This window comes from Kribbella swartbergensis (assembly GCF_054784135.1).
On the sequence record NZ_BAAGPM010000022.1, the window covers coordinates 270,781 to 292,852 of the forward strand.

Here is a 22,072-nt window from a genome sequence, read left to right on the forward strand (position 1 = left end):
CGGCTGGTCGGTGCTCCATAGAGGGCTGACAGCAGCACCGGGGAGTTTCACGCTCAATTGGGGGGCGTTATGAAGGTTGCCGTATTCGGCTTGGGCTATGTGGGGTCGGTGACGGCGGCGTGTCTGGCTGCCAACGGCCACGACGTCTGGGGGGTGGACGTCGACACCGCGAAGGTCGGACCGATCACCGAGGGACACAGCCCGGTGGTCGAACCCGGCCTGGACGAACTGGTGGCGCAAGGAGTCACCGCGGGCAGACTGCACGCGACCACCGATCCACGGCTCGCCCTGGACGGAGCGGACGTTTCGCTGATCTGTGTGGGTACGCCGTCGACGCCCAGCGGCAGCACCGACCTGACCTACATCCGGCGCGCGGTCCGCGACATCGCGGAGGCGGCCGGTGTGGTCGCGCCGCCGGCGTCGGGTTTCCACAGCATCGTGGTCCGCAGCACCGTCCCGCCCGGCACGGTCGACGGCGTCGTCGAGCGGGTGCTGGCCGAGGTGCCGGCGTCCGGCGACTTCACCTTCGGTACGGCGATGTGCCCGGAGTTCCTGCGGGAAGGATCCGGGCTCGCCGACTTCTACGACCCGCCGTTCGTCGTGGTCGGCACCGGGAACCCGCGCGTCGGTACCGCTCTGACCGACCTGTTCGGTTTCCTCCCCACGGAGGTGCAGGTGGTCGAGGTGCGGACCGCGGAGGCACTCAAGTACGCCTGCAACGCGTTCCACGCGACCAAGGTCTCGTTCGCGAACGAAATGGGCCGCATCTTTCGGCACTACGGCGTGGACTCGCGCGAGGTCATGCGGCTGTTCGTCCAGGACACCACCCTCAACATCTCGCCGTACTATCTGCGCCCGGGCTTCGCGTTCGGCGGTTCCTGCCTGCCGAAGGACCTGCGTTCGGTGCTCCACCTTGCCCGGGTCAACAACACCGACCTGCCGCTGCTGGCCGGCACGCTGACGACCAACGAACTGACCGTCCGCGACGTCGTCGACCGGGTGGTGGCCGGACCGGGCCGTGAGGTCGCGCTGCTCGGCCTGAGCTTCAAGACCGCGACCGACGACCTGCGCGAGAGCCCGAGTGTCGAGCTGGCCGAGCGGCTGATCGGCAAGGGCTACAACCTGCGCATCTACGACGCGATCGTGAACCCGAGCCGCCTGGTCGGAGCCAACCTGCGGCACGTGCAGTCCAAGCTGCCGCACCTGCAGCGGGTCCTCACCGCCGACCCGGCCGAGGCGCTGCGCGGCGCCGACGTGGCGCTGGTCGCGGCCACCGACTCGTCCGCGATCGGTGCCCTTCTCAGCGCGCCGCCGGCTCGGACCATCGACCTGAGCGGCCGGCTCGGCGCCCAGATCGAGGCACTGCCCGGATACGAAGGAGTTGGCTGGTGAGCGGTCCGCGCGTCCTGATCATCATCCAGAACCTCTGGGTTCCGTTCGACCGCAGGGTCTGGCTGGAGTGCCAGGCCCTCGCGGCGTCCGGGTACGACGTGACCGTCGTGTGCCCGAAAGGCCCGGACGACCCGTCGTACCAGGTCCTCGACGGCATCACCGTGCACAAGTACAAGGCGTACGCGCCCGGTGGCAGCAAGCTCAGCTTCGTCGCCGAGTACGCGTACTCGTTCCTGATGACGCTGCGGCTGGTGCTGCGGGCCCGGAAGGCCGGCAAGTTCCGGGTGATGCAGGCGTGCAACCCGCCGGACATCTTCTGGCCGATCGCGATGCTGCTGCGCCGCCTCGACGGCACGCGGTTCGTGTTCGACCACCACGACCTGTGCCCGGAGCTGTTCCAGTCCCGCTTCGGTGGTACGACGAGTCCGGCCTACAAGGGACTGCGCTGGCTCGAACGGCGCACGCACCGCACCGCCGACCACGTCATCTCGACCAACGACTCCTACCGCCACATCGCGATCACCCGCAGCGGGAAGGCCAACCACGACGTGACCGTCGTACGCACCGGGCCCGACCCGGACAAGCTGCGCCGGGGCGCGCCCGACGAGTCGGTCCGCCGCGGTCACCGCTACCTGGTCACCTACATCGGCGTGATGGGTCCGCAGGACGGTGTCGACATCGTGGTCCGGGCGGCCGACGTGGTGGTCAACAAACTCGGCCGGACCGACATCGCGTTCACGCTGATGGGCGGCGGTGACGCGTTCGACGAGGTGGTCGCGCTGCGCGACGAGCTCGGTCTGCAGGAGCATGTCGAGTTCACCGGCCGGGTGCCGGACGAGACGGTCCGGGCGGTGATGTCGACGGCCGACCTCGGGTTGTCGCCGGACCCGAAGAATCCCCTCAACGACGTGTCCACGATGAACAAGACGATGGAGTACATGGCGTTCGAGCTGCCGGTCGTCGCCTTCGATCTGGTCGAGACCAGGGTGTCGGCCGCCGACGCCGCCGTGTACGTGGAGCCGAACGACGTGACGAAGTACGGCCAGGCGATCGTCGACCTGCTGGACGACGAGGTACGACGCCGCCGGATGGGCCGGCTCGGTCGCGAACGGGCCGAGCAGGTGCTCGCCTGGAAGCACCAGCAGAAGGCCTACGTCCAGGTGTACGACCGGCTCACGGGTCACTCGAGCGCGGTCGACGTCCGCCAGGCCGCGGGGTCCTGACGTGTGTGGCATCGCCGGCTGCTACCAGCAGCACGACGGCCTCGCGCTGGCCGAGACGATGAACGACCGCATCGCTCACCGCGGTCCGGACGCCGAGGGCGTGTACCGGTTCGAGGACGACGAAGTTCGGGCGTACCTGGCGCATCGCCGGCTGTCGATCATCGACCTGTCCTCGGGTGCGGACCAGCCGTTCAGCAAACGCGGATTGACCATCAGCTACAACGGGGAGCTCTACAACTACAAGGAACTGCGCGCCGAGCTGGTCAGGGCCGGTGTCGCGTTCCGGACCCACTCGGACACCGAGGTGGTGCTGGAGGCCTGGCGCCGGTGGGGCCCGGCGGCGCTGTCGCGGTTCCGCGGCATGTTCGCGTTCGCGATGCTGGACGAGGACAGCGGCAGCCTGTTCCTGGCCCGCGACCCGCTCGGCATCAAGCCGCTGTACTTCCTGCGCCGCCACGGCGGGGTGATCTTCGCGTCCGAGCTGAAGGCGCTGGTCGCGGCGATCGGGTCCGAGCTGCGGACCGATCCCGGTGCGCTGATCGCGTCGATGCTCTACTACTGGCTGCCGGAGCAGCGCTGCGCGATCGAGGGCGTGGAGAAGCTGCCGCCGGGTTCGTGGGCCGAGTTCCGGCCGGACGGCAGCAGCCGGCACGAGACGTACTGGCGGGTGACCGACGTCGCCACCGAGGCGGCCGCCGGGCCGCGCGCCGACCTGCGCTCGGTGATCGAGGACTCCGTCGCCGCCCACCTGGTCGCCGACGTCGGGGTGTCGACGTTCCTCAGCGGCGGCCTCGATTCCAGCCTGGTCACGGTGCTGGCCAAACGCCTCGACCCGGGGATCGACTCGTACACGATCACCTTCCGCGCGCAGGATCAGCGGCTGGAGGCGATGCCGGACGACGCGATCTACGCCCGCAAGGTGGCACAGCAGTTCGGCATCGACCTGCACGAGATCGAGATCGCGCCCGACGTGGTGGGGCTGCTCCCGCGCATCGTCGACGTACTCGACGAGCCGATCGGCGACCCGGCCGCGATCAACACGCTGCTGATGTGCGACGCGGCGCGTGACGCCGGCGTGAAGGTGCTGCTGTCCGGGATGGGCGCCGACGAGCTGTTCGGCGGCTACCGCAAACACCTCGCGTGCGTGATGGGAGCGCAGTACCAGCGGCTTCCCGGCGTCCTGCGGAACGGCCTGGTCGGACCCGCCGTACGGCGGCTGCCGGTCACCGCGAACGGTCGAGGACTGCGGTACGCGCGCTGGGCGAAGCGGTTCCTCACCTTCGCGGATCTGCCCGAGGAGGCCGCGTTCCGGCGCAGCTACACGATGTACGACGGCGACGAACTCGCCGACCTGCTGAGTCCGGACCTCGAGCCGTACGTCGGGAAGCTGCTCGCCGAGCACAGCGACATCTACCACGACACCACGCTCGACGACCATGTGAACCGGATGTGCCTGGCCGACGCGCGGATGTTCCTGCCCGGGCTGAACCTGGCCTACACCGACCGGTCCAGCATGGCCGCGTCGACCGAGGTCCGCGTGCCGTTCGTGGACCCGATGGTGGTCCAGGCCGCGTTCACGATCCCGGGCACCGAGAAGGTACGCCGGCGGCAGGGCAAGGTCGCGTTGAAGAAGGCGGCCGAGGCCTGGTTGCCGAAGGAGATCATCTACCGGCCGAAGGCGTCGTTCAGCGCGCCGCTGCGGGCCTGGGTCCGCAACGACCTGCGTGAACTGGTCGACGACGTACTGCTGCGCGGCGAACTGGTCGGCAGCGGCTTCCTCCAGCAGTCGGCCGTTCAGCGCCTGGTCGACGACGAGCGGGCCGGACGCCAGGACTACTCGAAGCAGATCTGGCAGCTCCTCACCCTCGAGACCTGGACCCGCCACATGCGTTCCCTCGGCGTGACCATCACCTCCCTGTGAAGGACGACATGAAACAGGTTGCACAGAATTACAAGTCCGGTGAGCTGGCGGTTCTCGACGTACCTGCGCCCACCTGTGCGCCCGGAGGCGTGCTGGTCCGCTCGCTCTACTCGCTGATCTCGACCGGGACCGAGCTGATGAAAGTCGGCGAAGCCAAGCTGTCGATGCTCGGCAAGGCTCGGGCCCGGCCGGACCAGGTCAGGAAGGTGCTGGACTCGGTCGCCCAGCAGGGTGCACTGAACACCTACAAGAAGGTGATGAACAAGCTCGACTCCTACACGCCGCTGGGCTACTCGCTGTGCGGTGTGGTGGTCGAGGTCGGCGCCGGGGCCGAGGAGTTCAGCGTCGGCCAGCTGGTCGCTGCCGCGGGCAACGAGTTCGCTCTGCACGCCGAGTACAACTGGGTGCCGGTCAACCTGTGTGTTCCGGTGCCGGACGGCGTACCGCCGGAGCAGGCCGCGTTCTCGACGGTCGGCGCGATCGCGATGCACGGCGTACGGCAGTCGGAGGTCCAGCTCGGTGACACCGCGGTCGTGATCGGGCTCGGCCTGGTCGGGCAGCTGGTGGTCCGGCTGCTGGTCGCGGCCGGGGTGCGGGTGTTCGGCATCGACACGGTCGAGGACCGGTGCCGGATGGCGGAGAAGGCGGGCGCGCTGCACTGCTCGTCGGCCGACGAGGCCGGGATCGCGGCCCTGGAGCGGTCGTTGCTGGAGGCGTCGAACGGCCTGGGAGCGGACCACATCCTGCTGGCCGCCGGTGGACACTCGAACGGTCCGGTGGAGACGGCCGCGCGGCTGGCCCGCGATCGCGCGCGGGTCGTCGACATCGGCAAGACCAGGCTCGACCTGCCGTGGAACGCGTACTACGACAAGGAACTGGACGTCCGGTTCTCCCGCTCCTACGGCCCCGGCCGGTACGACGACCGCTACGAGCTCGAGGGCATCGACTACCCGGCCGGCTACGTCCGCTGGACCGAACGCCGCAACCTCGAGTGCTTCATCGACCTGATCGCCCGCGAGCAGATCGACGTAGGCTCCCTGGTCGCGAGAATCTTCCCCATCGCAGACGCGACGGAGGTCTACCAGCAGTTGTCGTCGGGGGCATTCTCCGGTGTCGGGTTCTTGTTCGAGTACCCGGATGTTCCTCAGCAGGAGACCGCACCGCAGACACCTTCGGTTGCACGGCCGTCCAGTCCGACCACTGGAGCTGTTCGGCTCGGGTTCGTCGGCGCCGGCAACTACGCCTCGAGCATGCTGCTGCCGCATCTGCAGAAGAACGAGGATGCCGTGCTGGCTCATGTGGCGACCAACAAGTCGTTGTCGGCGGCCAATGCCCAGCGCCGGTTCGGCTTCGAGCAGATCGCGACCGACGCCGACGCGGTGCTGACCGACGAGAGCCTGGACGCGATCTTCGTCGTCACCCGGCACAGCACGCACGCGGAGCTCGCCTGCCGGGCGCTCGAGACCGGAAAGGCTGTCTTCGTCGAGAAGCCGCTCGCGTTGACCGACGAGGATCTGGATCGAATCGTCGCGACCGTGGCTGCCACCGGCAACGATCGGTTGATGGTCGGGTTCAACCGGCGGTTCGCGCCGCTGCTGACCGATCTGCGCGACCGTTTCGGCACCCCCGGCGGCGGCTCCTCACTGCGTTACCTCGTGAACGCCGGCCGCCTCGACCCATCCAGCTGGTACCTCGACCAGACCAAGGAAGGCACCCGGTTCGCCGGTGAGGGCGGTCACTTCATCGACACGCTCTCCTGGTGGCTCGACAGCCTTCCCACCGAGGTGTACGCCGTACCGGGACCGGACGCCGGTGACGTCATCGTCACCCTGCGGTTCGCGAACGGGTCGGTCGGCACGATCACCTACGTCGCCGGCGGCAACTCCCGGTTCCCGAAGGAGACGCTCGACATCACCGGCGGCGGCCGCAACGGCCGGCTCGACAACTTCCAGAGCGCATCGGTGTGGGCCGGCCGGAAGCCGTCGACGCGCAAGTCGCGCGGCACCGACAAGGGCCAGCGGGTCGAGCTCGAGCGGTTCGTCGCGGCGGTGCGGTCCGGCGGCCCGATGCCGATCCCGTTCGACTCGCTGATCGCCACCACCCGCGCGACCATCGCGGTGGACCGTAGCCTCGCCAGCGGCAAAGCCGAGCAGCTTCCGTCCCCCGCCCACGGACCCGGTCAGTGGAACGGATGAGCCGCCAGCCTCTGGGCTGGTACGTCCGTCGTCTGCGCCGGATGTCCCCCACCGAGCTGGTCTGGCGCACCCGCGACCACGTACGGCGTACTGCCTGGGCCTACCAACAGGTCCGGCCCGGGCAGGACCCCAAGGGCCAGTTGCCTCTGCGCAAGGAGCTGACGTTCCCGGCGACCCTGCCTCGGCATGCGGCGGACGCCGTACCGGAGGAAGCCCGCAAGGCGATCATCACGACCGCCGATGCGATCCTGGCCGGGAGGCTGGAGGTCCTCGGCGTCGACCGGACGGATCTGAAGTCGCCGGACTGGTTCCTGGATCCGATCACCGGCCGACGCTCGGATCCGTCCTTGTACACGTTTCGCCTCAACCATCGCAACGAGGACCTGGTCGGCAACGTCAAGCAGGTCTGGGAGCTCTCCCGGCACCACCACCTGACGCAACTGGCCGCGGCCTGGTACCTGACCCATGACGACACGTACGCCGATCGCGTCGCCGAGCACCTGAACGACTGGTGGCGCTCGAACCCGTTCCTGTCCGGTGTCCACTGGGCGAGCGGGATCGAGATCGGCATCCGGCTGATCAGCTGGGCCTGGATCCGGCGGCTGCTCGACGACTGGCCGGAAGTCACCGACCTCTTCGAGCACAACCAACTCGCGCTGCGGCAGCTGTACTGGCACCAGCGCTACCTCGCCGCCTTCCAGAGCCACGGCTCCTCGGCGAACAACCACGTGATCGCCGAGGCCGCCGGCCAGTTGGTGGGCACCTGTGCATTCCCCTGGTTCAAGCAGAGCAACAGGTGGCGTGCGGACGCGGCCGCCCTGCTGGAGAAGGAGCTGGACGCCAACACGTTCCCGTCCGGCGTCAACCGTGAACTCGCGACCGACTACCACCGCTTCGTCTCCGAGCTCGGCCTGTACGCCGCTCTGGAGGCGGACCAGGCCGGTCATCCCCTGAGCCAGCAGACCTGGTCGCTGCTCACCCGCACGCTCGACGTGGCGGCGGCGATGGTCGACAGCACGCTGCGCCCGCCTCGTCAGGGCGACGACGACGAGGGCATGGTGCTCGTCCTCGATCCACCCGACGTGCACAGCTGGTCGGCGTACCTGTCGCTCGGCGCTGCCCTGGTCGGGCCGGCATCGTGGTGGCCGTCGAGTCCGCCGACGGCGACCGCCGTACTGGCGGGAACTCTTGTCCGCGGGACACAGCCGCACCGCCCGGCCGAGCGACCGGACCACTTCCCCGATGCCGGGCTCACCATCCTGCGCAGTCGGGACGCGGGACCGGAGATCTGGTGTCGCGCCGATGCCGGGCCGCACGGGTTCCTGTCCATCGCGGCCCACGCGCACAGTGACGCGCTCTCGCTCGAGGTCCGCGTCGGCGGCGTCGACATCCTGGCCGACCCGGGCACGTACTGCTACCACGGCGAGGAGAAGTGGCGGAACTACTTCCGCTCGACCATCGCCCACAACACCGTCGAGGTCGCAGGTGCCGAGCAGTCCATCTGGGGCGGCCCGTTCCTGTGGCTGCGCGGTGCGACAGGACGCGTACGGCGTTACGCCGCCGACGGCGACGTGTCGACCTGGGAGGCCGAGCACGACGGCTACCGGATGGCGGACGATCCGATCACCCACGTCCGTACCGCGATCCTCGACCACGGCGCCCTCCGCGTCGAGGACCGGCTGGACCGAACGGCCGACGTACGGATCGCGTGGCATCTCGGGCCTGACGTGACGGTTCGCCTCGACGGCACGACCGGGCGGCTGGAGTGGCCGAACGGGTCGGCACTGGCCGAACTGCCGGACGGCCTGAACTGGACCGCGCACTCCGGTGCGGACGATCCGTTGCTGGGCTGGTACTCGCCGCGATTCGGCCGCAAGGTGCCGATCACGACCCTGGTCGGCACCGGCGTCCTCGGTCCCGACTCCGTCGCGGTCAGCACGTTCCGGTTCCGGTCCTGACCGGAGCCAATCTGTATCAGTCTCCGATCCCGCCCCTCTATTACTGCGAACCGATCGTGGCGTTCGACTGGAGGGGCCTGTGAGCGCACAGCAGCTCGACGTCAAGAAGTCCTGGCGGGCCATCCGGCGGCACCGCCTCATCGTCGCCGCCGTGGCCGCGGTCGGCCTGCTCTGCGGACTGGGCTACGGCCTGCTGGTGCCGCCGATGCACACTGCCACGTCACTCGTCGTGCTGCCGCCGCCCCCGGCTGCCGAGGCGGACAAGGTGGAGGGCACCCAGAGCATCGAGACCCAGGTCTTCATCGCCGGGAGCGAGCCGGTGCTGAAGAGCGCCGGTCAGAACCTGAGCCCGGCGCTGTCCACCAAGGTGGTGCGGGACCGGGTCAAGGTGACGGCGGTGACCGACGACGTGATCAAGATCGACGCCAAGGGCACGACGGCGGCGCAGTCGATGCGGCTGGCGAACGCGGTCGCCCAGGTCTACCTGGTCTTCATCACGACCGACCAGGTCCTGCCGGGCGACCTCGGGAAGAAGACGGGGGCTCGGGTGCTGGAGCAGGCGACGACCGCACGGGGCGGAAACCTGGCGATCCATCTCGCGATCTGGGGTTTGCTCGGCGCGCTCGTCGGCGCCGTCGCGGGCTCGATCGGCGTACTGGCCAAGGCTCGCGGTGACCGGCGGCTGCGGCTGCGCGACGAGATCGCCGACGCGGTCGGCCTGCCGGTGCTCGCATCGGTCTCGTCGTACCGGGCGACCGACGTGTCCGACTGGGCCTATCTACTGGGGCACTACCAGCCGACCGCGGTCGAAGCGTGGAGTCTGCGCAAGACGCTGCACCACCTCGGCCTCGACGTGAGGGGCGGCGGTCCGCTCTCGCTGACGGTCATCTCCTTCGCCGGCGACGAGAAGGCGCTCCCGCTCGGTCCGCAACTCGCGGCACTGGCGACGTCGATCGGCATCCCAACCTCGATCGTGGTCGACACGCACCAGGAGCCGGCCGGAAACGTTGCCCTGGACATCCATCTGGTCGTGGTCGACCGGGACGCCCCGCACCTGGCCGGCACCACCCGGACCACGAACACGATCGTCGCCCTGTCGGCCGGCACCGTGACGGCCGAGGAACTGGCCCGGCTGGCCGTGTCCGCCGCGGCCGACGACCGCACCATCGACGGCCTGGTCGTCACCGATCCCGACCCGACGGACCGCACCATCGGCCGGGTCTCGCAGTCGGCTCGCCGGACCGGCTCGCGGCTGCCCACCCTCCTCACCGGAACCACCGCGAGGAGGAACAAATGAGCAACCAGCCGTACAACGAGCCCATCGCGACCGATCCCGGCTGGACCGACGACGACGGCCTGTTCGCGAACGAGCCGACCAAGGCGTTCCCACCGGACAGTCTGGTCACCTTCCGGTTCCTCCGCGACGCCGTTCGCCGGCACCTGCGCATCTGGCTGGTGCTTGCCGTCGTCGGGCTGCTCGGCGGACTGGGGTCGACCTTCGCCCTGCCCGCGCCGCACGTGTCCTCGACCCGGCTGCTGCTCACCCACAAGGAGGGTGAGGACCCCGCCAAGGCGATGGCCACGGATGTGAGCCTTGCGACCACCCACACCGTCGCGCAGCGGACGATCGAACAGCTCAAGCTGCCCGAGACTCCCGACGACCTGTTGAAGCGGTACACAGCGACCGCGATGACCGACCGGGTGCTGGAGATCGCGGTCGAGGCCGAGACGACCGATCAGGCCAACAGGCAGGCGACCCGCATCGCCCAGGTTTTCCTGGTTTTCCGCAAGGAGCAGATCGCGCTGCAGGACGACCCGCTGCGTCGCGACCTCAGAGCGGCGGATGCCGCTCTGGCCGCCGCCAGGGCGGCGGTTGTGGCCGCGGGTGACGACCCGGACGCGGATCCGCTGGAGCGGCCGGCCAGTGCGGAGGCGATCCAGCTCGGCCTGGCCCGGGACCGGGTGCAGTTCGTCCGGCAGCAGATCCTGGACCAGGAGGTCCAGGCGTCCCGGATGAACAGCAGCCGCATCCTCGACCTTGCCGCGCCGGTGCCCGTCTCCGCCAAGCGCACGCTGGCGATCAACGCCGGTACCGGACTGATCGCCGGTCTGTTCGTCGGTCTCGCGTTCGTGATCGTCCGGGCGCTGATCTCGGACCGGCTGTGGAAACGGCAGGACATCGCCCACGCCCTGGGCGCCCGGGTCCGCCTGAGCACCGAACGACCACCACGCTGGCGGCTGTTCCCGTACCCGCGGTACCTGCGCGCGTCACAGCGCCGGTTGCCGGAGATCCGGCTGATGGTGCAGCACCTCGGTCAGCGCATCTTCTGGGACGAGCGGCCCACGCCGTCCATCGCGGTCGTCAGCGTCGACGACCTACGCACGTCTGCCCTGGTGGTGGCGTCGCTCGCGGTCTCGGCCGCCGACGAAGGCAAGCACGTCCTGGTCGCCGACCTGACCGGGACCGGCATGCTGGCGGCAATGCTCGGGGTGAAGACACCCGGCACCCGGGAGTCGCGGTTCAGTGAGCCGCAGCGGCGCATCGACGTCCACCTCCCCAACCCGCACGGCGGTCCGGCCCAGGGCAGCTACCCGCGGCTGGACGACAGCAGCCGGCCCTCGAGTACCGGTGACGTGGCTCTCGACGCCGCCTGGGAGGTCGCCGACCTGGTCCTCGTGCTGGCGACATTGACGCCCGAGCTGGGTGCCGACCACCTCGGCACGTGGGCCTCGCACGCCGCGGTCGTGGTGACCGCGGGTCGCTCGACCACGGCCAAGATCACCGCCACCGGTGAGATGCTGCGGCTGGCCGGGCTCGAGATCGACACCGCCGTGGTGCTGCGTCCGGACCGTACCGACGAGAGCGTCGGCGTCGCCGAGACCGAGGCCGGTCCGGCGCGCACCGTGGACGTCGAGCTGTTCCGATGACCATTGGGCTGAGCGAGCGCGTGGCGACCCGGATCGGACTCCGTCCGACCCGGCGGGTCGTCGTACCCGAGGTCCGCCGGCGCCGCCGCGTCCAGCTGGTCTGGGGATTGCTGGTGCTGAACGTGATGACGTTCTTCCCCGGCGCACCGCACGTGCTGCCGATCCCGGGCATGGCCGGCAAGCTGATCGCGCAGGCCTCGCTCGTCGCGGCCCTGATGGTGGTGCTGACCGTCAACCGGCCGGTCCGGGTCCGGCCCAGTGTCTTCATCTTCCTGCTCGTCCTGCTGGCGTCGGAGGCGTTGCTGGCCAGCATCCGGGCGGAGTTCCTGTTCGGTGCGCTGTTCCGGGCCGGGCGGCTGTTCACGTTCGCGATGGTGCTGTGGCTGCTCACGCCGTGGTGGACCCGGCGTGACCTGCTGCTGGTCCGGACTCACCTGATCGTGCTGTGGTTGATCCTCGGCTCGGTCGTCCTCGGACTGCTGGCCGCGCCCGGCATCGCGATGACCGGCGACCGCCTGAACGGAATCCTGTGGCCCATTCCGCCCACCCAGGTCGGGCACTACGCCGCGGTGGCGACCGGTCTGACGGTCGTGCTGTGGCTGGCCGGTCTGCTCAGACGCAGTGTGGCGGTGGCGAGTGTGCTGGTCGCCGTCCCGGTGCTGTTGCTGACCCACACGCGGACCGCGTTGATCGCGTTGCTGGCCGGCGTACTGATCGCGGGACTGAGCCTGTTCACCGCGCGCACCCGGGCGCGTAGGTTCCTCGCGGTCGGGGCCGTCGTCTTCACCCTCGGAGCGCTCACGGTCGGCTCGGTGGTGACGACGTGGCTGGCCCGTGGGCAGGACTCCGAGGAAGTCACCGAGCTGACCGGCCGCCGAGCAGTCTGGGAGTCGATCATCGCCGCGCCACGCTCCACGTTCGAGATGCTCTTCGGCTTCGGACTGTCCAACAAGTCCTTCAACGGCCTGCCGATCGACAGCAACTGGCTCGGCACGTACTACGACGTGGGCCTGGTCGGCGTGGCGATCACGATCACGCTCGTGCTGTTCGTGCTGACCGCCGCGTGGTTCCGGCCGCAGGGCCCGCAGCGCGCCCTGGCTCTCTTCCTGGTCGCGTACTGCGTGGTCGCCTCGTTCACCGAGAGCGGGCTCAGCGAGGCGTCGCCGTACCTGCTCGAGCTCACCCTGGCCGCGTCGCTCGTGTACAACGTGAACACCCGTGAGGGAGCGCGATGAAGATCCTGCTCGTGCACAACAGGTACCGGTCGACCGCTCCGAGCGGCGAGAATCGGGTGGTCGACCAGGAGAGCGCGGCGCTGGCCGAACTCGGGCACGAGGTCCGGCACTTCGAGCGCTTCAGCGACGAGATCGAGGACTGGCCGGCCTGGCAGAAGGCCACGCTGCCGGCCCGAGTCGTCTGGAGCGCCACCAGCAAGCGCGACCTCGCGGCCGAGCTGGCCGAGTTCCGCCCGGACGTCGTACACGTCCACAACACGTTCCCCCTGCTGAGCCCGTCGGTGCTGTACGCGTGCCGCGACGCCGGCGTGCCGGTCGTGATCACGCTGCACAACTACAAGCTGCTGTGCGCCAGCGGTGACTTCTTCCGCGGTGGTGCTGTCTGCCACGACTGCGCCGGCGGCAATCCGCTCCCCGGCGTACGCCACGGTTGCTACCGGGGATCCACGCTGGCGACCGCGACGACGGTGCTGAACACGCGCGGCCACCGGCGGACCTGGCGCAACCTGGTGTCGGCGTACATCTTCATCTCCGAGTCCCAGCGCAGTTTGATGGCGGGCATGGACTTCGACCCGCACCGGTCCTTCGTCAAGTACAACGTCGTCCCGTACGACGGCCCGCTCGGCGGACCGCGGGAACGGCAGGTCTGCTATGTCGGCCGGCTGGACGCGGCCAAGGGCGCACCGCTGCTGATGAAGGGCTGGGACGCGTACCGGGCGATCGCCGGGGACGACGCGTTGCGGCTCGTCGTGGCCGGCGGCGGGCCGCTGCAGGACGAGGTGACCGCGTGGGCGGCCGAGCGGCCGTCGGTCGAGCTGCGCGGCCTGCTGAGCAAGCAGGAGGTGTTCGAGCTGATCGGGCGGTCCCGGGCCGTCGTCCTGCCGTCGGAGTGGGAGGAGACGTTCGGGCTGGTCGTGGTCGAGGCGATGGCGGTCGGCGTACCGCTGCTCGCATCCGGCCACGGCTCGTTCCCGGAACTGATCGAGGACGGTGTGGACAGCATGCTGTTCGAGCCCGGCCGGCCGGACGCCCTGGCCAAGCTGCTGCTCGACGTGGACATCGCGCCGGACCGGTACGAGGAACTCGGCCGGCGCGCCCGCAAGACCTACGAGGAGAAGCACCAGCCGCACCAGAACGTCGGGCAACTGCTCGACATCTACCGGTTCGCCGTACGGCATCCGGCATTCACCCACCGCTGACCCGAGCACTACCCGTTGCCCCCCGAAGGATGTGCCATGGAACATCGCGACCCGCCCCCTCCGGCCCCCGGCCGGAGATCCGCGTGGTACCGCGACCGCCGGACGATCGGCGCCGCGGCGCTGGTCGTCGTGGCCGCGCTGGTGGCGATCGGACTCGCCGTCCTCGACGACGGTGAGTCCGCACCGCAACAGGCACAGACCGCTCCGTCCACGACCCCGGTCGCGGAGTCGCCGGCACCCCCTGCGCCGACGGCTCCCCCGGCGCGGATCTGTGGCAACACCTCGGCACTGGCCGGACCGACCCAGGCACCGGCCGGCGCGGTCGTGGTGAGCACGACCCAGAACCTCAACCAGCTCACCGAGGAGAATCCGGCCGGTACGACGTTCTGGCTGACCGCGGGCACGCACACGCTCGGCGCCGGACCGTTCGCGCAGGTGATCCCGAAGGAGGGCAACACCTACCTCGGTGCGCCGGGTGCGGTGCTGGACGGCGGCAAACGCAACCGGTACGCGTTCACCGGCTACGCCACCGGCGTGGTGGTGAAGAACCTGACCATCCAGAACTTCGGCGCCCCCAGGACCAACAACGACGAGGGTGTGGTCAACCACGACGCGGCCGGGCGCTGGACGATCGAGGCCAACACGATCCACCACAACGCCGGCGCCGGCGTCATGGTCGGTGACCACAACGTTGTCAAAGGCAACTGTCTGCAGCAGAACGGCCAGTACGGCTTCAACGCCTACCACCCGGACAAGGTCAAGGGCATCACCATCGAGGGCAACGAGATCACCGGCAACAACACCGACGACTGGGAGACGACCAAGGAAGGCTGTGGCTGCACCGGCGGCGGCAAGTTCTGGGAGGTCACCGGCGCGGTGATCCGGAACAACTGGGTGCACGACAACCGCAGCGCCGGGCTGTGGGCGGACACCAACAACACCGGATTCGTCATCGAGGGCAACTACATCTCGAACAACCTGGCCGAGGGCATCGTCTACGAGACCAGCTACAACGCCGGCATCCGCGGCAACACGTTCGTCCGCAACGGCCTGGGCAAGGGCCCGGAGAACCAGGGCTTCCCGACCCCCGCGCTGTACATCTCCGAGTCCGGCAGTGACAAGCGGGCGCCCGGTGTGTTCAACCAGACCTTCGAGATCAGCGGCAACGTCTTCACCGACAACTGGGGCGGCGTGATCCTGTGGGAGAACGCCGACCGGTTCTCCGGCTCGGCGGCCAACACCAGCACCGGTGCGGGCACCCTGGTCAACCCGTCCGTGGTGACCGCCAAGACGTGCAACGCGAGCAACATCCAGCGTGAGCCGTACCGCAGCGACTGCCGGTGGAAGACCCAGAACGTGCGCGTGCACGACAACGTCTTCTCGCTGGACCCGGCCAAGATCGGCAGGACCTGCGCGTCCCGGGCCGGCTGCGGCTACAACGGGCTGTTCTCGAACTGGGGCACGTTCCCGGCCTGGTCGCCGTACCACAAGGCCACCGTGCAGGACGCGATCACCCACAAGCAGGGCAACAAGTTCTACCACAACACCTACGCCGGGCCGTGGAACTTCATCGTCCACGGGCAGGGCAACCGGGTGAACTGGGCCGCCTGGCAGGGAGCGCCGTACGGACAGGACCCGGACAGCGTGATCAAGGTGATCGGGGAGCGGTGAGAACGATGATCGGGCCACCTGAGCGTGCCGCCGGCGAGCAGATCGCGCTGCTCCGCTCGGTCGGCTACGCCGCGTTCGGGCGGCACGAACGGGATCTCGACGTCCTCGACCTGATCTTCGACAGCCTGGTCGACGCACCGGAGTCCCACCACGATCTGCGCACCCTGCGCTTCGCCGGCCACGGCGTCACGCTCGACGTCGACGTCCGCGGCCACGGCGACCTCACCGTCGAACTGCGGGTCACCCCGGCCGGTCCGGTGGTGGTCGAGTCACGCGGTTCGGACGACGGACCGACGACCGCCCGGCTGGTCAGCTTCCTGCTCCGCTGGCCGGGCACGACGCAACGGCCGGTCCGCACCGCCTGGGTCCTGCTCTGACCCTGGCTGAGGGACCGGCCGCACCGTTGCTGCTTCAGGAGGCAAGCAGCAGTCTGAGTTTCTGCAGGCAACGGCCGCGGATCGGGCCGATGCTGCCGATCGGGATGCCGATCGTCGCGGAGATCTCGGCGTACGGCGCCGGCGGGTCGGCCATCAGCATGCCCATCAGCCGCTGCCACCGGTCCGGCAGGCTCTCCAGCGCCCGCCGTACGTCGACCGCCCGCTCGTCGGCGAGCAGGTCGGCGTCCGGTTCGGGCTGGTCTCCGGCCACGCCCTCGAACGCGGCCGACTCGTACGTCAGCAGCACCCGTTTGCGAAACGCCAGCACCCGCAGGCATTCCCGGCGGGTCGTCACGACCAGCCAGGCGCCGACCCGCTCGGGGTCGACCCGGTTGATGTGCTCGAGCAACCGCAGCCAGACCATCTGGGAGACGTCGGCGGAGTCGCTGTCGTTCAGCCGGAAGCTGCGGGTGACGGCCCAGACCAGCCGGGCGTAGTGATCGACCAGCCGGCTCCAGGCCCCCTGGTCACCGGACGCCGCCTGGATCACCAGGGTCGCCGCTTCGGATCTGACCGCCTCAGGGCCGGACCCGGCCTCGGTCAGAGGTTCGTCAGTGCCGGGCTCGGCACTGAGGTGCTGCAACATTGGATTCCCCCCTCGGGAACGCACCAGTTGTCGTCGTCGGACGGGTGGTGCTTCGTGTGCTGCCGATGTGCTGATGTGCTGATGTGCACGGCCGTCGGCCGGCCGCGGGCCGGGGCCGGTTTCAGTAGGCGCCGTCGCGTCCGAGGACGGCGCGGGCGGTCTTCCACAGGATGAGCAGGTCGAGGGCGATCGACCAGTTGTCGGCGTACCGCAGGTCGAGCCGCATCGACTCTTCCCAGGTCAGGTCGCTGCGTCCGCTGACCTGCCACAGGCCGGTCAGCCCGGGCTTGACGAGCATCCGCCGTTCGTCCTCGATGGCGTACCGCGCGACCTCGGCCGGTAGCGGCGGCCGCGGCCCGACCAGTGACATGTCCCCCCGGAGCACGTTCACCAGTTGCGGCAGCTCGTCGATCGAGAACCGCCGCAGGATCTTGCCGACCTTGGTCACCCGCGGGTCGTCACGGAGTTTGAACAGCAGCCCGTTGCCCTCGTTCAGGGCCTGCAGTTCCGCCTTGCGTGCCTCGGCGTCGATCACCATCGTGCGGAACTTCAGCATCTGGAACTGTTCCCCGCCACGGCCGACCCGGGTCTGCCTGAACAGCACCGGACCGCGGCTGGTCAGCTTCACCAGCACAGCGGTGACGAGCAGGATCGGGGCGACCCCGATCAGCAGCAGGCAACCGAGCACCCGGTCGAAGATGCTCTTCAGCAGGTGCGGTCCGCCGCTCACCGACGGCCGCTCCAGGTGCAGCAGGGACAGACCGGCGACCGGGCGGATCGAGATCCGCGGTCCGGCGACCTCGACGATGCCCGGCGAGACGATGAGGTCGACGCCGCGCTGCTCGAGGGCCCAGGACAGTTTGCGCAGCGAGTGCCCGGCCAGTTCCGGATCGGTGGCCACCGCGACCACGTCGACGTCGTACTGGTCGACCCCGGCCAGGATGTCCATCTCGGTCCGGCCGAGTTGCTCGGGCTCGGGTTCCTCGAACGCGTCACCGCGCGGCAGGCAGGTCGCCACCACGACGTACCCGTCGGCCGGCCGCTCCTGCAGGTGCCGCCGCAGCGTCGTCACCTGGTCGTTGCGTCCGACAACGAGCACCCGGCGCATGCACCGGCCGACGAACCGCCGCCGGGAGATGGCCCGGTGCAGCAGCCAGCGGGCGAACATCGCCGCCGCGCAGGTCATCGGCACGGCCAGCACGACGAAACCGCGGGCGACCTCGAGCTTGATCGCGTACGACGTGATCGCGACCAGCGCGGTCAGCGCCACCGCGGCCCGGATGATCGAGCGGAACTCCTCCGGTCCGGTGCCGAAGTACCTGGTCTCGTAGCCGCGCTCCAGCGCCACACAGGCCAGCCAGGCGATCGGCAGGACGGCACCCAGCACGAAATAGCCGAGGTTGATCTGGGCGCCGAACCGGGCGACCAGGGCCAGCGAGCCACCGATCAGCGCGGCGGTCAGGTCACCGGCGAGCGCCGCCCACCGGTACTTCGCCACCCACCGCGCCTCGGTGAACCGTGCCGACTGCGGCACGATCGCCGGGACCTCGTCCGGTACCACCCAGACCGGCCGACGTCGTTCTCCCGACGGCGCCGGCCGGAGGCCGGCCGACTCGGCCAACCCCTCGGACATGACAATTTCAGTCACGCACAGTCACCCCCCACAGGTGAACGCGAAACCCGTGACCAACCCACACCCCGTCACGGACTTCGAACAGACGCCGCCCCCACAACGGCGTGACCCAGACAGTACTACGTCAAGGCCAGGTAAAACAGTACTGATCGGCAGTGTTTACCGCCGGGCCATGAGATTCTCGGACAAAGACCCCCGGAACCCGTGACACGGGTTCCGGGGGTCTCGTTTCGGCTACGTGGGGTGACCGGCCGCCGGGTCGGGGCGCCGATCGGGGTGGCCGGAAGGCCTCAGCCGGCGATCAGGCCGTCGCCGCTGATCAGCTCGCGCATCTCGGCCAGCGAGCTGTCGCTCGGCGGCAGGATGGCGTCGGAGTCGTGCAGCTCGTCGTCCGGCACCTTCTCGCCCGACCGGACGAAGTCCAGCAGCGCGGTGAAGGAGGTCTGGAAGGCGGCCTCGTCGCCGGCCGAGACGGCCTGCTCCAGCTCGCTGTCGATCTTGTTCAGCTCGTCGAGCTTCTCGTCCGCGAGCCGCCACTGGCCCTCGCTCATGATCCGGACGATCATCGGGCGTCACCGTCCTGCGGCCGCACCGGCTCGGCAGCCGGCTGCTGCGCGGGCTGCTGCACCTGGGCGGTCCCCTGCGCGCTGTCACCCGACAGCTCCTTGGGAGCACTGCCACCGGAGATCTGGGCCTTCATCGCGGCCAGCTCGCTCTCCACGTCGGAGTTGGACGACATCCGCTCCAGCTCCAAGGTGATGCTGTCCTTGCTGGTGCCGCTGGCGTCGTCGAGCGCGCCGGAGGCGAGCAGCTCGTCGATCGCGCCGGCCCGGGCCTGCATCTGCTGGGTCTTGTCCTCGGCCCGCTGGACCGCGAGGCCGACGTCGCTCATCTCCTCGGAGATGCCGGAGAACGCCTCGTTGATCCGGGTCTGCGCCTCGGCCGCGGTGTAGGTGGCCTTGATGGTCTCCTTGCGGGTCCGGAACGACTCGACCTTGGCCTGCAGCCGCTGGGAGGCCAGCGTCAGCTTCTCCTCCTCACCCTGCAGCTGGGCGTGCTGGGTCTGCAGGTCCTCGATCTGGCTCTGCAGGCCCGACTTGCGGGTCAGAGCCTCGCGGGCCAGGTCCTCACGGCCCATCGAGAGCGCCTTCTGGGCCTGGTCCTGCAGCTTCTGCGCCTGGGACTGCAGCTGGGACGCCTGCAGCTCCACCCGCTTCCGGCTGGTGGCCACGTCGGCCACGCCCCGCCGTACCTTCTGCAGCAGCTCCAACTGCTTCTGATACGAGTAGTCAAGGGTTTCGCGAGGATCCTCGGCCTTGTCCAGGGCGGTGTTCGCCTTGGCCTTGAAGATCGTCGACATCCGCTTGAAGATGCTCATCGATATCCGTACCCCTTCTGTGCCGAGTCGACCCGGCGTGCGTGCCAACCACCCTATGTCCCCACGGGTCACCACACCATCAGGACCGGCCCCGATAAAGTGGTGGTCAGGTCCGGGGACCACCCCGAGTCGCGACCTGCCCTGCCGAATGAGGTTCAGACCCCGTGTTCCGTCGTACCAAGTCTGAGACAGCTACCACCGTACCCGCCGAGCCCCAGGGCAAGCCGGGCGGTAAGGGACGTCCCACCCCGAGCCGCCGGGAGGCCGAGGCGGCCCGGAAGGCCGCGCTGCGCAAACCGCGCAACCGCAAGGAGGCCGCCGCGTACCGGCGGGAGAAGATGCGGGCCGAGCGGCTGAAGATGCAGGAGGCCATGCGGACCGGTGACGACCGGTACCTGCCGGGCGCCGACAAGGGCCCGGTCCGGCGGTTCGCCCGCGACTACGTGGACGCCCGCTACTCAGTGATGGAGTTCGCGCTGCCGGTCCTGCTGGTGGTGTCGCTGCTGGGCGTGGTCTTCTCGCCCGCCTTCCCATGGCTGGCCGGCATGGTCAACCTGCTCTTCCTGGCGATGATCCTGCTGATCGCGGCCGACTGGTTCCTGCTCACCTCGGGGCTGAAGAAGGCGGTCGCGGTGAAGTTCCCGAACGAGTCCGCCAAGGGCATCGGGTTCTACGCCGTTCGCCGGACCATGCAGATGCGCCGCTGGCGGCTGCCCAAGCCGATGGTGAAGCGCGGCGAGAAGCCGACCTGAGACTCCCGCATCCGGCGTTCCGGGCTGCCAGTAGGGTCGGGGGTATGGACTTCCGCTATCTCGGCAACAGTGGTTTGAAGGTCAGCGAGATCTCGTACGGGAACTGGCTCACGCACGGCTCGCAGGTGGAGAACGATCAGGCGAAGGCGTGTGTGCGGGCGGCGCTGGACGCCGGTATCACCACGTTCGACACCGCCGACGTCTACGCCAACACCAAGGCGGAGACGGTTCTCGGCGAGGCGCTGGAGGGTGTCCGGCGCGAGTCGCTGGAGATCCTCACCAAGGTGTACTGGCCGACCGGTCCGGGTGGACCGAACGACGCCGGCCTGTCCCGCAAGCACATCCACGAGTCGATCAACGGGTCGCTGAAGCGGCTGAAGACCGACTACGTCGACGTCTACCAGGCGCACCGGTACGACACCGAGACGCCGCTGGAGGAGACGATGGAGGCGTTCGCCGACGTCGTCCGGGCCGGCAAGGCGCTCTACATCGGCGTGTCCGAGTGGACCGCGGAGCAACTGCAGGAGGGCCACCGGCTGGCCCGCGAGCTGCGCATCCCGTTCGTCTCCAACCAGCCGCAGTACAGCATGCTCTGGCGGGTGATCGAGGGCGAGGTGGTGCCGGCCTCCGAAGAGCTCGGCATCGGCCAGGTGGTGTTCTCCCCGATCGCGCAGGGTGTGCTGACGGGTAAGTACCTGCCCGGTCAGCAGCCGCCGGAGGGCTCCCGGGCCACCGACGCGAACGGGTCGAACTTCATCAAGCGGTTCCTCACCGACGACGTGCTCACCCGGGTCCAGGAGCTGAAGCCGATCGCGGACGAGGCCGGCCTGTCGCTGTCCCAGCTGGCCATCGCCTGGGTGCTGCAGAACCCGAACGTCTCGTCGGCGATCATCGGCGCCTCCCGCCCCGAGCAGGTCACCGAGAACGTGAAGGCGTCCGGCGTGAAGCTCGAGGAGGGGCTGCTGAAGCGGATCGACGAGACGCTGGGCAGCATCGTCGAGCGCGACCCGGCCAAGACCGCGCAGAACGCGCCGCAGACCCGGCCGGGCTCGTGAGCTGGAGCTGGCGGTTCGAGACCGCGTCCGGAGCCGTGGTCGACCCGGGCGAGGTCGGCGGCGCCGAGTTCTCCGCCCAGGGCGACGCGGAGAGCTGGCTGGGCGAGACCTGGCGGGACCTGGCCGAGCGGGGCGTCGGCCAGGTCTACCTGCTGGAGGACGGGCGCGAGGTCTACGGCCCGATGAGCCTCGCCGCCCCTGAGTAAGCCTTTCGCAGAACCCGTACGGCGCTGTGCTCTCCTGACCGGGGCGGTCGGGTGGGGAAAGTAACAGACACAGCACGGCGTCGTACGGGTTCCTGCCGTAAGCTGCGAGCGAACCACTCCTGTGTCGCAGGGAAGCCGGTCGAAGTCCGGCGCTGACCCGCAACCGTAGGCCACCTCTGGTGGCGAGCCGGAACACTGTGACACAGGCAGACAGGCTCAACTACCCGCCGTGGTCCTGCGGGTGGAGCCCTACCCTGCCTGTGCAGGCGGGATCTCCTCCACCGGGCTGCGGCCTGATCGAGG

The 22,072-nt window shown here is 69.4% G+C and carries 18 protein-coding genes; 14 read left to right on the top strand and 4 right to left on the bottom strand.

Annotation, left to right across the window (positions count from 1 at the left end):
* Nucleotides 1-69: 69 nt before the first annotated feature.
* From ACYVOK_RS19875 to ACYVOK_RS19925, 11 genes are all read left to right on the top strand, one after another.
* Nucleotides 70-1,392, top strand: coding sequence for a UDP-glucose dehydrogenase family protein (locus ACYVOK_RS19875; protein ID WP_460663966.1), 1,323 nt, complete (start codon nucleotides 70-72; stop codon nucleotides 1,390-1,392).
* Complete coding sequence (locus ACYVOK_RS19880) at nucleotides 1,389-2,615, top strand: glycosyltransferase family 4 protein (RefSeq protein WP_460663967.1); 1,227 nt, start codon at nucleotides 1,389-1,391, stop codon at nucleotides 2,613-2,615. The genes ACYVOK_RS19875 and ACYVOK_RS19880 overlap by 4 nt, the downstream gene beginning before the upstream one ends.
* Nucleotide 2,616: 1 nt before the next feature.
* A complete protein-coding gene (gene asnB / locus ACYVOK_RS19885) occupies nucleotides 2,617-4,536 on the top strand; it encodes an asparagine synthase (glutamine-hydrolyzing) (RefSeq protein ID WP_460663968.1) in 1,920 nt (639 codons plus the stop codon).
* Nucleotides 4,537-4,544: 8 nt separating this feature from the next.
* Nucleotides 4,545-6,731: a bi-domain-containing oxidoreductase gene (locus ACYVOK_RS19890; RefSeq protein ID WP_460663969.1), complete on the top strand. Its 2,187-nt coding sequence runs from the start codon at nucleotides 4,545-4,547 to the stop codon at nucleotides 6,729-6,731.
* Nucleotides 6,728-8,689 carry a heparinase II/III family protein gene (locus tag ACYVOK_RS19895; RefSeq protein WP_460663970.1) on the top strand — a complete coding sequence of 654 codons (1,962 nt, stop codon included), beginning with the start codon at nucleotides 6,728-6,730 and terminating at the stop codon, nucleotides 8,687-8,689. Before ACYVOK_RS19890 ends, ACYVOK_RS19895 begins: the two co-directional genes overlap by 4 nt.
* Nucleotides 8,690-8,768: 79 nt before the next feature.
* Nucleotides 8,769-9,986 (top strand): Wzz/FepE/Etk N-terminal domain-containing protein, encoded by a 1,218-nt coding sequence (locus ACYVOK_RS19900; protein ID WP_460663971.1) that lies wholly within the window; start codon nucleotides 8,769-8,771, stop codon nucleotides 9,984-9,986.
* The gene (locus ACYVOK_RS19905) at nucleotides 9,983-11,617 is read left to right on the top strand and encodes a YveK family protein (protein WP_460663972.1); all 1,635 of its coding nucleotides are present in this window, start codon (nucleotides 9,983-9,985) and stop codon (nucleotides 11,615-11,617) included. Before ACYVOK_RS19900 ends, ACYVOK_RS19905 begins: the two co-directional genes overlap by 4 nt.
* Complete coding sequence (locus ACYVOK_RS19910) at nucleotides 11,614-12,852, top strand: hypothetical protein (protein ID WP_460663973.1); 1,239 nt, start codon at nucleotides 11,614-11,616, stop codon at nucleotides 12,850-12,852. The genes ACYVOK_RS19905 and ACYVOK_RS19910 overlap by 4 nt, the downstream gene beginning before the upstream one ends.
* Nucleotides 12,849-14,051, top strand: coding sequence for a glycosyltransferase (locus ACYVOK_RS19915; protein WP_460663974.1), 1,203 nt, complete (start codon nucleotides 12,849-12,851; stop codon nucleotides 14,049-14,051). Before ACYVOK_RS19910 ends, ACYVOK_RS19915 begins: the two co-directional genes overlap by 4 nt.
* 36 nt (nucleotides 14,052-14,087) lie before the next feature.
* Nucleotides 14,088-15,722: a right-handed parallel beta-helix repeat-containing protein gene (locus ACYVOK_RS19920; protein WP_460663975.1), complete on the top strand. Its 1,635-nt coding sequence runs from the start codon at nucleotides 14,088-14,090 to the stop codon at nucleotides 15,720-15,722.
* A 5-nt stretch (nucleotides 15,723-15,727) separates the two neighbouring features.
* A complete protein-coding gene (locus ACYVOK_RS19925; protein WP_460663976.1) occupies nucleotides 15,728-16,099 on the top strand; it encodes a hypothetical protein in 372 nt (123 codons plus the stop codon).
* A 34-nt stretch (nucleotides 16,100-16,133) separates the two neighbouring features.
* On the opposite strand, the gene ACYVOK_RS19930 is transcribed toward ACYVOK_RS19925, so the two are convergent.
* From ACYVOK_RS19930 to ACYVOK_RS19945, 4 genes are all read right to left on the bottom strand, one after another.
* Nucleotides 16,134-16,745 (bottom strand): RNA polymerase sigma factor, encoded by a 612-nt coding sequence (locus ACYVOK_RS19930; protein WP_460663977.1) that lies wholly within the window; start codon nucleotides 16,743-16,745, stop codon nucleotides 16,134-16,136.
* Between the two features lie 121 nt (nucleotides 16,746-16,866).
* Complete coding sequence (locus ACYVOK_RS19935) at nucleotides 16,867-18,393, bottom strand: sugar transferase (RefSeq protein WP_460663978.1); 1,527 nt, start codon at nucleotides 18,391-18,393, stop codon at nucleotides 16,867-16,869.
* Nucleotides 18,394-18,668: 275 nt separating this feature from the next.
* Entirely contained in the window at nucleotides 18,669-18,944 is a 276-nt protein-coding gene (pspAA, locus tag ACYVOK_RS19940; RefSeq protein ID WP_460663979.1) for a PspA-associated protein PspAA, read from the bottom strand.
* On the bottom strand, nucleotides 18,941-19,756 hold the full coding sequence (locus ACYVOK_RS19945; RefSeq protein ID WP_460663980.1) for a PspA/IM30 family protein: 816 nt from the start codon (nucleotides 19,754-19,756) through the stop codon (nucleotides 18,941-18,943). Before ACYVOK_RS19945 ends, pspAA begins: the two co-directional genes overlap by 4 nt.
* Before the next feature lie 164 nt (nucleotides 19,757-19,920).
* On the opposite strand from ACYVOK_RS19945, the gene ACYVOK_RS19950 reads away from it, so the two are divergent.
* The 3 genes from ACYVOK_RS19950 to ACYVOK_RS19960 are packed head-to-tail and all read left to right on the top strand — an operon-like array spanning nucleotide 19,921 to nucleotide 21,769.
* Entirely contained in the window at nucleotides 19,921-20,508 is a 588-nt protein-coding gene (locus tag ACYVOK_RS19950) for a DUF3043 domain-containing protein (protein ID WP_460663981.1), read from the top strand.
* A 44-nt stretch (nucleotides 20,509-20,552) separates the two neighbouring features.
* Nucleotides 20,553-21,563: an aldo/keto reductase family protein gene (locus ACYVOK_RS19955; protein ID WP_460663982.1), complete on the top strand. Its 1,011-nt coding sequence runs from the start codon at nucleotides 20,553-20,555 to the stop codon at nucleotides 21,561-21,563.
* Complete coding sequence (locus ACYVOK_RS19960; protein WP_460663983.1) at nucleotides 21,560-21,769, top strand: hypothetical protein; 210 nt, start codon at nucleotides 21,560-21,562, stop codon at nucleotides 21,767-21,769. The genes ACYVOK_RS19955 and ACYVOK_RS19960 overlap by 4 nt, the downstream gene beginning before the upstream one ends.
* The last annotated feature ends 303 nt before the right edge of the window (nucleotides 21,770-22,072 follow it).